This is a genomic window from Ruegeria sp., assembly GCF_965243365.1.
Classification (GTDB): domain Bacteria; phylum Pseudomonadota; class Alphaproteobacteria; order Rhodobacterales; family Rhodobacteraceae; genus Ruegeria.
On sequence record NZ_CBDEUW010000001.1, the window covers coordinates 493747 to 505400 of the forward strand.

The 11654-nt window shown below is 59.1% G+C and carries 9 protein-coding genes; 5 read left to right on the top strand and 4 right to left on the bottom strand.

Features of this window, described 5'->3' with window-relative positions; all coding sequences use genetic code 11:
* Positions 1–35 precede the first annotated feature (35 nt).
* From hutI to hutU, 4 genes are read left to right on the top strand one after another with little or no spacing between them, the layout of a single operon-like run.
* Positions 36–1244: an imidazolonepropionase gene (gene hutI / locus ACP0GE_RS02245; protein ID WP_424830167.1), complete on the top strand. Its 1209-nt coding sequence runs from the start codon at positions 36–38 to the stop codon at positions 1242–1244.
* Positions 1241–2779 carry a histidine ammonia-lyase gene (hutH, locus tag ACP0GE_RS02250; RefSeq protein WP_424830168.1) on the top strand — a complete coding sequence of 513 codons (1539 nt, stop codon included), beginning with the start codon at positions 1241–1243 and terminating at the stop codon, positions 2777–2779. The genes hutI and hutH overlap by 4 nt, the downstream gene beginning before the upstream one ends.
* Positions 2776–3582 (top strand): N-formylglutamate deformylase, encoded by an 807-nt coding sequence (hutG, locus tag ACP0GE_RS02255; RefSeq protein WP_424830169.1) that lies wholly within the window; start codon positions 2776–2778, stop codon positions 3580–3582. The genes hutH and hutG overlap by 4 nt, the downstream gene beginning before the upstream one ends.
* Positions 3579–5261 (top strand): urocanate hydratase, encoded by a 1683-nt coding sequence (gene hutU / locus ACP0GE_RS02260; protein WP_424830373.1) that lies wholly within the window; start codon positions 3579–3581, stop codon positions 5259–5261. Before hutG ends, hutU begins: the two co-directional genes overlap by 4 nt.
* Before the next feature lie 286 nt (positions 5262–5547).
* On the opposite strand, the gene ACP0GE_RS02265 is transcribed toward hutU, so the two are convergent.
* Genes ACP0GE_RS02265 through ACP0GE_RS02280 form a run of 4 tightly spaced genes read right to left on the bottom strand, consistent with a single transcriptional unit; the run spans position 5548 to position 10527 of the window.
* Entirely contained in the window at positions 5548–6780 is a 1233-nt protein-coding gene (locus ACP0GE_RS02265) for a Tm-1-like ATP-binding domain-containing protein (RefSeq protein WP_424830374.1), read from the bottom strand.
* A 22-nt stretch (positions 6781–6802) separates the two neighbouring features.
* Positions 6803–7735 (bottom strand): phosphotransferase enzyme family protein, encoded by a 933-nt coding sequence (locus ACP0GE_RS02270; protein WP_424830375.1) that lies wholly within the window; start codon positions 7733–7735, stop codon positions 6803–6805.
* A complete protein-coding gene (locus ACP0GE_RS02275) occupies positions 7732–9027 on the bottom strand; it encodes an aspartate aminotransferase family protein (RefSeq protein WP_424830376.1) in 1296 nt (431 codons plus the stop codon). Before ACP0GE_RS02275 ends, ACP0GE_RS02270 begins: the two co-directional genes overlap by 4 nt.
* Before the next feature lie 15 nt (positions 9028–9042).
* Entirely contained in the window at positions 9043–10527 is a 1485-nt protein-coding gene (locus ACP0GE_RS02280; RefSeq protein WP_424830377.1) for an aldehyde dehydrogenase, read from the bottom strand.
* A gap of 177 nt (positions 10528–10704) precedes the next feature.
* Here ACP0GE_RS02280 and ACP0GE_RS02285 point away from each other — a divergent pair, with 177 nt between their 5' ends.
* Positions 10705–11643: a tripartite tricarboxylate transporter substrate-binding protein gene (locus tag ACP0GE_RS02285; protein ID WP_424830378.1), complete on the top strand. Its 939-nt coding sequence runs from the start codon at positions 10705–10707 to the stop codon at positions 11641–11643.
* Positions 11644–11654: the final 11 nt, after the last annotated feature.

The window sequence follows — 11654 nt, forward strand, 5'->3', positions numbered from 1 at the left end:
CAGAAAAGAGAGAATTGCAGGGAGGGGGGATTCGAATGCCGGCCCACGATCAGCTGTTCACCGATCTGCATGCCGCCACCATGGCCGGTGGGGGCGCCTATGGATTGATCGAGAATGCGGCGATTGCCGTTCAGGGTGGCAAGGTTGCCTGGGTTGGCCCGCTGGCAGATCTTCCGGCTGATTATACGGCGCTGCCCCGGACCTCGCTTGGCAATCGCCTTGTGACACCCGCACTGATCGACTGCCACACCCATGTGGTCTTTGGCGGCAACCGCGCCGTTGAGTTCGAGATGCGATTGAACGGGGCGACCTATGAAGAGGTCGCGCGGGCCGGAGGTGGCATTCTTTCGACAGTCAACGCAACGCGGGCTGCGTCCGAAGACGCTCTGCTGGCCGATGCGTTGACGCGTGTGGATGCCCTGCTGGCCGAAGGGGTGGCGTGTATCGAGGTCAAGTCCGGCTATGGGCTGGATGTCGATACGGAGCTGCGCATGTTGCGTGCGGCACGGCGTATCGAAGAAGAGCGCCCTGTCCGGGTAAAGACCACCTTTCTGGGTGCGCATGCCGCGCCGCCCGAGTTTAAATGGCGCCCGGATGCCTATATTGACGACATCTGCATTCCAGCCCTGCGTGCGGCCCATGCCGAGGGGTTGGTGGATGCTGTTGACGGGTTTTGCGAAGGCATCGCTTTTGACACAATCCAGATCGCCCGTGTCTTTAACGTTGCGCGGGAACTGGGCCTGCCGGTCAAGATACACGCTGAACAACTGTCCAATCTGGGCGGTGCGAAACTGGCCGCCGGTTATGGCGCGCTGTCTGCCGATCACATCGAATATCTGGATGAGGACGGCGTCCAGGCCATGGCCGCAGCGGGCACCGTGGGTGTGATCCTGCCCGGGGCGTTCTACACCCTGCGGGAGACGCAACAGCCGCCCATTGACCTGCTGCGCAAACATGATGTGCCGATGGCTTTGGCCACCGATTGCAACCCGGGATCCTCTCCTCTGACATCTTTGCTGCTGACCATGAACATGGGCTGCACGCTGTTCCGCATGACGCCCGAAGAGGCTCTGGCCGGAGTCACCACGCATGCCGCGCGCGCACTGGGTCTGACCGATGTGGGCACGATTGCTCCGGGCCAGCGCGCCGATCTGGCGGTGTGGAATGTCACTCACCCGGCCGAGCTGTCTTATCGCATCGGCTTCAACCCGCTTCATACCCGCATATTCGGAGGCGCAATTTGACCCCCCTGACACTTACTCCCGGCGCTGTCTCTCTGGCGCAGCTGGAACAGGTTTACCGTGATGAATTTGCGGTGCGGCTGGACCCCGTTTGTCGCCCCGGTATTGAGGCCGCCCATGCCCGTATCGCCGATGCGGCGGCGGGTGAGGCGGCGGTTTATGGGGTCAATACCGGCTTTGGCAAACTGGCCAGCGTCAAGATCGCGGCTGAGGATACGGCGACCCTGCAACGCAACCTGATCCTGTCCCATTGCTGCGGTGTTGGCCCGGCCATTCCGCGCGCGCATGCGCGGCTGATGATGGCGCTGAAACTGCTCAGCCTCGGGCGCGGCGCGTCCGGCGTGCGGCTGGAGCTGATCGATCTGCTGGAGGCCATGCTGGACAAGGGCGTGACCCCGGTAATCCCGGCGCAGGGTTCAGTGGGCGCTTCGGGCGATCTGGCCCCGCTGTCGCATATGGCGGCGGTCATGATGGGCGCGGGCGAGGCCGAGTTTGGCGGCACTGTCATGCCCGGAGGCGAGGCATTGGCGGCAGCCGGTCTCACGCCGGTCGAGCTGGGCCCCAAGGAAGGTCTGGCGCTGATCAACGGCACTCAGTTCTCGACCGCCTTTGCGCTGGCGGGTCTGTTTGGCGCGTGGCAGGCGGCGCAGAGCGCGCTGGTCACCTCGGCGCTGACCACGGATGCCATCATGGGCTCGACCGCGCCGTTGCAGCCCGAGATTCACACTTTGCGCGGTCATCGCGGCCAAATCGAGGCCGGGGCCACCATGCGTGCGCTGTTGGCCGGGTCGGTGATCCGCGAAAGCCATCGCGAGGGCGACACGCGGGTGCAGGATCCGTATTGCATTCGCTGCCAGCCGCAGGTTGTCGGTGCGGCAATGGATGTGCTGCGGCAGGCGGCCACCACGCTGGAGATCGAGGCCAACGCGGCCACCGACAACCCTCTGGTCCTGTCCGAGGCCGGGCTGATCGTCTCGGGCGGCAACTTCCACGCCGAGCCGGTGGGCTTTGCCGCCGACATGATCGCGCTGGCCGTGGCCGAGATCGGGGCGATTGCGCAGCGCCGTATTGCGCTGATCGTCGACCCGGTGCTGAGCCATGACCTGCCGCCCTTCCTGACGCCCAATCCGGGGCTGAACTCGGGGCTTATGATTGCCGAGGTCACTACAGCGGCGCTGATGAGCGAAAACAAGCATCTGGCCAACCCCTGCGTGACGGATTCGACACCGACCTCGGCCAATCAGGAAGATCACGTCAGCATGGCCGCCCATGGCGCGCGGCGTTTGGGGCAGATGGTGACAAACTTGGAGCGCATTCTGGGGGTCGAGCTGCTCTGTGCGACGCAAGGCATTGAGTTCCGCGCGCCGCTGCCCACCAGCGAGACCTTGCAGGGCGTGATGGCGCAGCTGCGTGCGATGGTGCCGCCCTTGGGCGATGACCGCTATACCGCGCCGGATATCGAGGCGGCCTCGACCCTGATTGCCAGCGGCGAGATTGCCCATGGCACGGGTGTCGACATGCCGGAACTTGGCGCATGACCGAGCCAGTAGAGATCACGAAGGGCCACAGCCCTATCGTGTTGGGCCTGCCCCATACCGGAACCTATGTGCCGCCCGAGATCGAGGCAAAACTGAACGACCGGGGCCGGGGGCTGGATGATACCGATTGGCATATCCATACGCTCTATGACGGGTTGCTGCTCGATGTCACCACAGTACGCGCCACCTTCCATCGCTATGTGATCGACGCCAATCGCGACCCGTCCGGCGTGTCGCTTTATCCCGGGCAGAACACCACGACGCTGGTGCCGCTGACCGATTTTAACGGGCAGGATATCTGGGATCAGCCGCCATCGGAGGCTGAGATCGCCGAGCGCCGCGCGGCGTTCCACGCGCCTTATCATGCGGCGCTTGAGGCCGAATTGGCGCGAGTGAAGGCGATCCATGGATTTGCTGTCCTCTATGACTGCCACTCGATCCGCAGCCATATTCCCTTCCTGTTTGACGGCGTGTTGCCGGACTTCAATATCGGCACCAATCTGGGTACGACCTGCCATGCGCGGGTCGAGAAAACCGTAGTGGATATCTGTGAGGCAGCCGAAGGTTACAGCACCGTGCTCAATGGCCGTTTCAAGGGCGGCTGGACAACACGCCAGTATGGCCGTCCGGCTGACGGCATCCATGCCATACAGATGGAATTGGCCCAATCTACCTATCTCAGCGCTGAGACCGCGCCCTGGACCTATGAGACAGGCAAGGCCGATCGTCTGCGCTCTCATCTCAAAACCATTCTCAATAGCCTGGCCGCGCTGGCCCCTCAGACATCCGGAGAACCCCGATGACCGACCCCCGCAAGAACACCCGTGACATCTATCCACCCACCGGCCCTGAGCTGAACGCCAAAAGCTGGATGACCGAGGCGCCGTTGCGGATGCTGATGAACAACCTGCACCCGGACGTGGCCGAAAACCCGCATGAGCTGGTGGTCTATGGCGGCATCGGGCGCGCGGCGCGGACGTGGAATGATTTTGACACGATTGTTGCCAGCCTTAAGGATCTGGAAGAGGATGAGACGCTGGTCGTTCAGTCCGGCAAACCGGTGGCCGTTGTGCGGACGCATTCGGATGCGCCGCGGGTGCTGATCGCGAACTCGAACCTGGTGCCGCATTGGGCCAATTGGGATCACTTCAACGAGCTCGATAAGAAGGGTCTGATGATGTACGGCCAGATGACCGCTGGCTCGTGGATCTATATCGGCACGCAGGGCATCGTTCAGGGCACCTATGAGACCTTCGCCGAGGCCGGGCGTCAGCATTATGATGGCGATCTGACCGGCAAATGGATTCTGACCGGCGGTCTGGGCGGCATGGGCGGTGCGCAACCTCTTGCAGCGGTCTTTGCCGGGGCCTGCTGTCTGGCCGTGGAATGCAACCCGGACAGCATCGATTTCCGCCTGCGCACCAAATATCTCGACGAAAAGGCCGAGACACTGGACGAAGCGCTTGAGATGATCGACCGCTGGACCAAGGCGGGTGAGGCGAAATCGGTCGGTCTGTTGGGCAATGCCGCGGAAATCTTCCCCGAGATCTACGCCCGGATGCAGGCCGGCGGGATGCGTCCCGATATCGTCACCGATCAGACCTCGGCCCATGATCCGGTCAACGGCTACCTGCCACTGGGTTGGACCATGGCGCAGTGGAAAGACAAGCGTGAAAGTGACCCCAAGGCGGTTGAGAAAGCCGCGCGCGCTTCGATGAAACAGCACGTCGCCGCGATGGTCGACTTCTGGAACGCGGGCGTGCCGACGCTGGATTACGGCAACAACATCCGGCAGGTGGCGCAGGATGAGGGACTGGAGAACGCCTTTGCCTTCCCCGGCTTTGTGCCCGCCTATATCCGCCCGCTGTTCTGCCGTGGCATCGGCCCGTTCCGCTGGTGCGCGCTGTCAGGCGACCCCGAGGATATCTACAAGACCGATGCCAAGATGAAGGAGCTGTTCCCCGAGAACACACATCTGCACAACTGGCTCGACATGGCGCAAGAGCGGATCGCCTTCCAGGGCCTGCCCGCCCGTATCTGCTGGATCGGGTTGGGCGACCGTCATCGCGCCGGGCTGGCGTTCAACGAGATGGTTCGCAACGGCGAGTTGAAAGCACCGGTGGTGATCGGGCGCGATCATCTGGACAGCGGTTCGGTTGCCTCGCCCAACCGCGAGACCGAAGCGATGCAGGACGGATCGGACGCCGTCTCCGACTGGCCGCTGCTGAATGCGCTGGTCAACACCGCCTCGGGCGCGACCTGGGTGTCATTGCACCATGGCGGCGGCGTTGGCATGGGCTTCAGCCAGCACGCAGGCGTCGTCATCTGCGCCGATGGCACAGACGAAGCCGCAAAGCGCCTCGAGCGCGTTCTCTGGAACGACCCGGCTTCGGGCGTCTGGCGTCACGCCGATGCAGGCTATGACATCGCCAAGGACTGCGCCCGCGAACACGGATTGCGCCTGCCCGGCATTCTGGGCTGAACTATGCCAGCGGAGGGACAAGCACCCTCCGCACCCACTTTGGAGAAAACGCCAAACAAACCCAGCCTGACCAATAGGACAGCAAGGAGACGTAGATGCGAAGTATTCTGAACCTGGTAATCCAACGATTGGGCCTGGGCACGACAAACCTACTGGTAGTGCCTATCTTCATCTCGGCGACCTTTCGCAACTCCTGGCGTCATCGGACAGTGTCTTGTCTGTCTGTTTCGTTGCCCGCGCATTCGCCACCGACCCGAAGTTTCTGATTTCTGACGTCGCCGCCAAACTATTGGGCGACAACTCCGCTTTCGACCCACGCGTCAAACTGCGCCAATACCGCGTCGCTGAAGGCCAGATCATTTATGTGTGCGTCCAGCTCGGTTGTTGGCACGCGCCCAGCCATCATCTTGCGAACCTCATCCACCATATCGTTCAACGCCTCCGGATCAAATGCCTCCTCACCTTCCGTGTCCCAGGCCTCGACCCCTTGAATCGGCAGGAAAAAGTGAACGGGTCCGGTTGCAGCCTCCAGGCGGTTGGCGAGTTCCCGCACCCAGGCGCGGCGTTCTTCCCCGGTAAAGACCGAGCTTTTAATAAGCCGATTGTGCTCATGAAATGGGCGATCAGTATATTGGTCAGGGATGTCCTGCCAACCGGCAAAATCCAGCAAGTCCAGTGCGCCGGGCGCAACCATTTGCGGGATGCCCACGCGGCCAGCATTGGTGACGCGATCCTCACCGCTTGAGACTACCGAGCCAGCCATCAAGTTCCCGAATTCCTGCATGCAGAAATCCATGACACAGACAAAGGCACCTTCGCCCGCAAGTTTTTCAAACGCCATTCCCCCCATACCGGTCGAATGGAACACGGCCACCTCAAATCCACGGTCCTCCAATGCTGGCTTCAGAGTTTTCATGTAGCGCAAGCAGGAGGAACCAAGGCTGGTCATTCCGATCAAGGGCTTGCTGCGATCTACTTCAATGGCCGCCTTGGTCGCTCCGACGACCGCGCCCGCAGCCTGAGTGAGAGAGGACCGGCAGATCGAGTTCATGCCATAAAGGCCGCCCGCCCACAAAATCATTTGAATGTCCGGGGCCAGACGGTGTGGCGGGATCAATGGTGAGAAGCTCACGGTCGAAACAATGTACTTTGGAACTCCCATCGGCAGTGCCTGCGCACAGTCCAGCGCCAGATCTGTTCCCATGGTGCCGCCTATTGCCAGCATCCCATGGAAGCGCCCCGCGGCATAGGCCTTTGCAACAACATTCGCGGCGCCGGCGGACATCACGCGAAATGCCTTGTTTTCGTCACCCTGCGCGATGACTTCTTCGATGGTCATTCCTCCGGCTGCGGCGACGTCATGTTTGCTGATGTCTGTAGCACTTTCTGGATCTCCCAAAACCGATACATCCATTGTCAGCACGTTGGCCCCTTGCGCCCTGACGACATCTTCGATGAAACGCATCTCGGGTTCTTTTGTGTCGTATGTACCAATCAAAAGGATTGTTTTTTGGGTCATGGGCACCTCCCGTCTGTGTGATTTATTTTAGGTATCGGCTCAGTAATTCCCGGGCCGTTTCCAGAAATCGGATGTTTCGTTCGGCTGATCCATCTTCGTCCAGGCGCGCTGAAATCCATCCAACATAGGATGTCGCGCGCAGTGCCATGAACAGGTCAAGTTGATCGGTGTCGATTGGTCGTTCGGAACGATAGCCGCCCAAAAGCGCTTGTTTCAACTGGTCGAAATCCGGCTCCTTGAGGTTTTTGATAAGCGCTGTCGCAAGGTCGAACTGCCGAAAGCCAAAACCGGCATCATCAAAATCAATAAACCTTACTTTGTCGCCGTCTATTATGACGTTTTCGCGGACAAGGTCGGCGTGTATCAATCCGTAGTCAGCGGTCTGCTCCAGCTGTCGCAGATCGCGGTTCGCTTTTTCCCGAAAGCACCCCAATAGCCAGCGGTCATTTTCGCCCAATGTGGGATTTTCCCAAAACGGGCCCCACAATGGTTTCTCTCCCAACAGCCCCGCGCGATTCCAGGACCATCGCGTAAAACTATCCGGAGGGTTCCAGACGTCGCTGACTTTGTGCAATCGCGCCATTTCGCGGCCAACGGCCCAGAACACGCCGGTGCGGTTCTTATGATCGATGCCCGACCCGGTCGCCCCGAGTGGGCGGCCCGGCAACCAATTCAGCATATCCACGTAAGTTCCTGCGACTTCGTGCAACACCTGACCATCAATGGCTGGAATTGGGGCAGGGACCTCGACGCCCTTTGCGGCCACCGCGGCCATCCACTGCAGTTCTGACCAAAGCTCGACTGCCGAATGCAGACCCTGACGGTGAAGACGCAGCGCATAAGAGGTTTTCCCGCGCTGAAGGCGGTACACGTGGTTTTCCCGAGCAGCCACCAACGACCATTCGGTATTTTCCATTCCCCATAGGACCAGAGCTTGTTCGACAATCTGCTTCATTGCGTCAGGGGCGTGTCAGCCAGAACATCGTCCAGCGTATCGAAAAGAAGGTCCGCATTTTCGATGGAAAACGGCATGGGCGGGCGGATTTTCAACGTGTTCTTATGTCGCCCGAGCTTGGAAAGAATGATGCCGCGTTGGCGCATGGCGTTAACGACATGATCGGTTAAGGCGCTGGCGGGCTCTTTGGTCTCATGATCCAAGACCATTTCAGCGCCGAAAATTAACCCCGAACCTCTGACGTCTCCGATGAAATCGTACTTTTGCTTCAAAAGGTTCAGTCTGGAGCGTGCGTGGCCGCCGACGTTGTTCGCATGAGTGACCAAATCCCTGTCTTCAATTTCCTGCAAGACAGCCATCGCAGCGGCACAAGAAACGGGGTTTCCGCCGAATGTATTGAAATACCGATACCCTTTACGGAACGTCGAAAGGATCTCGCTGCGCGTCACTACACCGCCTACCGGGTGACCATTGGCCATCGGTTTGCCCATGGTCACCACGTCCGGCACGACGCCCATTTTTTGATGAGCCCACATATGCGTGCCAGTTCGCCCAAAGCCCGACTGAACCTCGTCACAAATCAAAAGACCGCCAGCTTTGCGAACGGTTTCGGCCACGGGCTTCAACCAATCGTTTGGATGATCCGGGAACCCTTCGTTCAGGAAATAGGGGCAAACGACCAAAGCTGCAAAACCTGCAGCCGATTTCTCATGCTCGGCAATCTGTTCGGCCACGGCGTCGGCAAAACCCCTGCCGTCCGGATCGGGGCTGCGGTAACTATCCGGTGCGTCAACGAACCGGAAGTATTGGTCCAGACCAAACCCAACCGCCGGCTCATTTGATTTGCCAAGCTGACTGACCAGAGATGTATTCCCGTGATATGTTGCATTGGTTGCGATGATACCCCGTTTGCCGGTCATTCCTTCCGCCATGCGCAGCGCGATGTCATTGGCCTCGGACCCGGTGCAGGTCAGGATAGCGGTGTCGAGTGACGCCTCCATAGTTCCTGTCAGCTTTTCAGCGTAGTCCAGAATACCGTCGTGCAGGTATCGCGTGTGTGTGTTCAGTGTCGAAGCCTGACGACAGATCGCCTCGACCACGCGTGGATTGCAATGCCCGACATGCGGAACATTGTTGTAGCAATCCAGGTACTTGCGGCCATCGGCATCCCACAACCAGACGCCTTCGCCTTTAACAAAATGCACAGGCTCGTCATAAAACGTCGAAACATTCGGGCCCAGTAATCTGGCCCTGCGTTCCAAAAGCTCGACTGACTTTGCGGAAAGGGTCACGCATGTATCCTTGGTTCAGAGTTTTATCCAGGCAGTTTTCAAGTCCAGATATTTATCAAAAGCATGCAAAGATTTGTCATGCCCGTTTCCGGATTGCTTTACACCTCCCAACGGTACGGTGATGTCCGCGCCGCCATAGGTGTTGACGTGAACCACACCAGCCTGAATTTTTGCGATCATGCGGTGCGCGCGTGACAGGTCCGCAGTCCATAATCCTGCCGCCAAACCGAACTTGGTCGCATTGGCCAGCGCCACCGCTTCTTCCTCTGTGTCAAAGGCTTGCACGGTCAGAACCGGGCCAAACACCTCTTCGCAGACGACGCGGTCATCAGGCTGCACGCCTGTTATGATGGTCGGTGCCATGTAGGTACCGCCTGTTTCCTGCAAAATGCGGTGTCCTCCGGTGGCGATTGTGCGGCCGGCAGAGCGGGCTTCATCGACAAACGCAAGGTTCTGCGAAAGTTGGCGTTCTGAGTTCACAGCACCGGCCTGGGTGCTTGGGTCCAGCGGATCGCCGACCCGCAGTGCCTCGGCGTTTTCGACCAGCATCTCGACGAATTTGTCGTGAATCTCGCGTTGCACCAGCAACCGTGATCCGGCAACGCAGACTTGGCCGGAGTTGCGAAAGATACCGGCGGCTGACACTTTCGCGGCTTCGGCCAGGTCGGGTGCATCAGCAAAAACGATGTTTGGGGATTTGCCGCCCAGTTCCAGATATACGCGTTTGAGATTGGACTTCGCCGAGGCCTCCATTAACCGCCGCCCCGTCGCGCCCGATCCGGTGAAAACCAGAACATCGACATCATGAGATTCGGCGATTTCGGCGCCAACAACCGCGCCTTCACCAGTCACGACATTGAACACACCGGGTGGCAACCCGGCGTCGAGTGCAAGCTCTGCCAAGCGGATCAGGGTCAAAGAGGCCGTTTCCGCCGGTTTCAAAACCACAGCACAGCCTGCGGCAAGTGCCGGTCCCAGCTTCCAGCTGCCGATCATCAAAGGGAAATTCCACGGGACGATTGCACCAACCACACCAACCGGCTGCTTTTGTACAAGTCCAAGTACGTCCGGGGCCGTTGGGGCGATCTCGCCGTAAATCTTGTCAATCGCCTCGGCGAAATAGCGGATCGTTCCTGCGGCGCTGAGTGGCTCGGCCTTATAGGCCATTCCGATTTCAGTCCCATTGTCGCGGACGCCCAGAACGGCCAACTCTTCGGCGTGTGCCTCAATCAGCTCGGCCCATTTCAGCATGGTTTTCTTGCGGGCAGAAGGGGATAGGCCCGACCATCTACTGTCGTCAAACGCCCGCCGCGCAGATCGGATCGCGAACTGAGCGTCGTCTTTCGTGCCCCTTGGCATCGTCGTCAGGGACGAACCGTCTATGGGCGACACAACATCCAGCGTATCGCCATTCGATGCCTGATGCGGGGTGCCTTCAATCAGATGACTTGCTGGTGGAACGGGTCGGGTCCGAAGATCCTCAAGTCTTGCAATGTCCAAGTCAGGCCTCGCATGGTTTAAATAATGAACCAAAGGTGTCAAAAAAAGTGTCAAACTTTAAACCTACATTTGTCAATAATGATTTTTTTGTTGACATGTGAAGAATCCAATTCAGAATAAATGATACTAAAGGTTCAAATAATAAACCAATATAGCGACGCGTCGCAGGGAGATGATATGTCCAACAAAGCTAAGGCCGCATTGGCCGCACTTGCTATTGGTCTGGCCGGTCCGGCCCTGGCCGAATACCCCGAAAAACCTGTAAGCTTTATTGTTCCGTGGCCTCCGGGCGATCTGGAAGACGTGCTGACCCGGATGATCGCCGAAGACTTCCAAGCCGAGTACGGCGTACCGGCGGCCGTGGTGAACAAGCCTGGCGGCGGAGGAGGTCCGTTCCCCGGCGCGGTAGAGGTGGCAACGGCCCCTGCGGATGGGTACACCATCGGATCTTTTGTTCCGGCGGTTTCCTTGATTGGCCATGAAATCGATATCCCCGAGCTGACGCCTGAAAAATTCGATCCCATCGGCATTTTCCTGACTTATCCGTTCGTGATCGCGACCTCGGGCAACGCGCCTTATTCGTCGATGCAGGAACTGGCTGACTATGCTAAAGAAAACGAAGTCTTCCTTGGGCATTTTGGCGATGTTCTGACGCCGACCCAAGTTACCAAAGCGTTGTCTTCAACCATGGGTTTTGAATGGGGTGGGGACGCTGCATTTGATGCGCTGGATTGCAACACGCTGGCCTCGGGCGATGCGGATGTGATCAATACGACCTTGCAGCTCATCCTGCCGTGTCTTGACGATGTAAATGTTCTGGTCTCGATCACGGGTGAGCGGATCAGCAAAGTTCCAGACACGCCGGCAATTGGCGAAGTTGAGCCAAGCCTTGATATCTCACTGTGGAACGGTCTGTTCGTTACCAAGGACACCCCGGCAGATGTGCGCGACAAGATTGCCGCCGTTGCTGAGAAGACAGTCAATAGCGAGCGGGCACAGCAGTTGGCAGCAGAAACAGGTGCTTTGGTCTATTGGCTGAACGCCGATGAAAGCGCTGCTGTAATTGCGGAAGACAAAGCAACTCTGGGCACAATCTCAGAAGCGCTGGGTCAGTAAGTGTGAACTTG

Coding starts and splice junctions, on each gene's coding strand:
- hutI (WP_424830167.1), top strand. CDS start 36: ATGCCGGCCCACGATCAGCTGTTCACCGATCTGCATGCCGCCACCATG.
- hutG (WP_424830169.1), top strand. CDS start 2,776: ATGACCGAGCCAGTAGAGATCACGAAGGGCCACAGCCCTATCGTGTTG.
- hutU (WP_424830373.1), top strand. CDS start 3,579: ATGACCGACCCCCGCAAGAACACCCGTGACATCTATCCACCCACCGGC.
- ACP0GE_RS02265 (WP_424830374.1), bottom strand. CDS start 6,780: ATGACCCAAAAAACAATCCTTTTGATTGGTACATACGACACAAAAGAA.
- ACP0GE_RS02270 (WP_424830375.1), bottom strand. CDS start 7,735: ATGAAGCAGATTGTCGAACAAGCTCTGGTCCTATGGGGAATGGAAAAT.
- ACP0GE_RS02285 (WP_424830378.1), top strand. CDS start 10,705: ATGTCCAACAAAGCTAAGGCCGCATTGGCCGCACTTGCTATTGGTCTG.